The organism is Gordonia sp. GN26, from assembly GCF_054823965.1.
This window is the reverse complement of the sequence record NZ_JSYC01000059.1, coordinates 1-1,435: the sequence shown is the minus strand read 5'-3', so window position 1 is coordinate 1,435 and position 1,435 is coordinate 1. Positions and strand designations below refer to the sequence as shown.

Below are 1,435 nucleotides of genomic sequence, written 5' to 3'. Positions count from 1 at the left end.
AGTAGTGCCCCATAGAGTGGTGTAACTCGGTGGCCGAGTTCGTTATCGACGTCGTGTCGTTAACGGATGCAGAGCGGCCACCGCGTGATCCTTCGAGTCAACCTTCCACAGAATCCTCGAGGAGTCATCGCGATGACCGCACCCCACATTGTCGACCCTGCAGGCCTTCTTGGCCAAGCCCTGGCCGAGGCGTCACCAGATCTGATGCGTGAGCTGCTGCAAACCATGATCAACGCGCTGCTGTCGGCCGATGCCGACGCGGTCTGCGGAGCCGAATGGAACCAACGCACACCAGAGCGCACCAACCGCCGCAACGGCTACCGCCACCGGCCACTGGATACCCGCGTCGGTACCGTCGACGTCGCCATTCCCAAGCTACGTTCGGGCAGCTACTTTCCCGAGTGGCTCCTCGAACGCCGCAAGCGGGCCGAGTCAGCACTGATCACCGTCGTGGCCGACTGCTACCTCGCTGGAGTCTCGACCCGCCGGATGGACAAGCTGGTCAAAACTCTCGGCATCGACTCGCTGTCGAAGTCACAGGTCTCACGCATGGCCACCGACCTCGACGAACAGGTCACAGCGTTCCGCCATCGTCGCCTCGACGAGGTCGGGCCGTTCACCTTCGTCACCGCCGATGCGTTGACGATCAAAGTCCGCGAGAACAAGCAGGTCGTCAAAGCCGTTGTCCTGCTGGCGACCGGTGTCAACGGCGATGGCCACCGCGAGGTGTTGGGCATGCAAGTAGCGACCAGCGAAACCAAAGCCTCCTGGAACACCTTCTTCGCCGATCTGGTCGCCCGCGGGCTGGGCGGGGTGCGTCTGGTGACCTCTGATGCCCACGCCGGACTGGTCGAGGCGATCGCGGCGAACCTGCCCGGCGCCGTGTGGCAACGGTGCCGTACCCACTACGCGGCCAACCTGATGGCGGTGTGCCCCAAGTCCATGTGGCCGGCGGTCAAAGCGATGCTGCACAGCGTTTATGACCAGCCCACCGCCACTGCCGTGCACGAGCAGTTCGACCGACTCCTGGAATACACCGAAGGCAGACTCCCCAAGGTTGCTGACCATCTCGGTGACGCTCGAGAGGACCTGTTGGCCTTCACAGGGTTCCCCGATGACGTGTGGCGACAGATCTGGTCCAACAACCCCACCGAACGACTCAACCGCGAAATTCGCCGCCGCACTGACGTTGTGGGTATCTTCCCCAACCGTGACGCCATCATCCGACTCATCGGCGCGGTCCTGGCCGAGCAGACCGACGAGTGGGCCGAAGGCCGCCGATACCTCGGCCTCGAGGTCCTCACCCGATGTCGACTGACCCTGACCACCGACACGACCACAACAACGGAGGCCACTACCGACCCGCTGATCGAACTGCCTGCCTGAAAGCGACGAAGGATCAGAAACGAGTTACACCACTACCTGGGACTTGACC

1 protein-coding gene is annotated in these 1,435 nt (G+C 63.0%); it reads left to right on the top strand.

The features are described 5' to 3' along the window. The first annotated feature begins 132 nt into the window (after positions 1-132). Positions 133-1,386, top strand: coding sequence for an IS256 family transposase (locus tag OK17_RS14070; protein ID WP_075862536.1), 1,254 nt, complete (start codon positions 133-135; stop codon positions 1,384-1,386). Positions 1,387-1,435 lie beyond the last annotated feature (49 nt).

What these genes read in the sequence shown, in the direction of transcription:
- OK17_RS14070 (WP_075862536.1), top strand. Translation starts at nt 133, where the DNA reads ATGACCGCACCCCACATTGTCGACCCTGCAGGCCTTCTTGGCCAAGCC.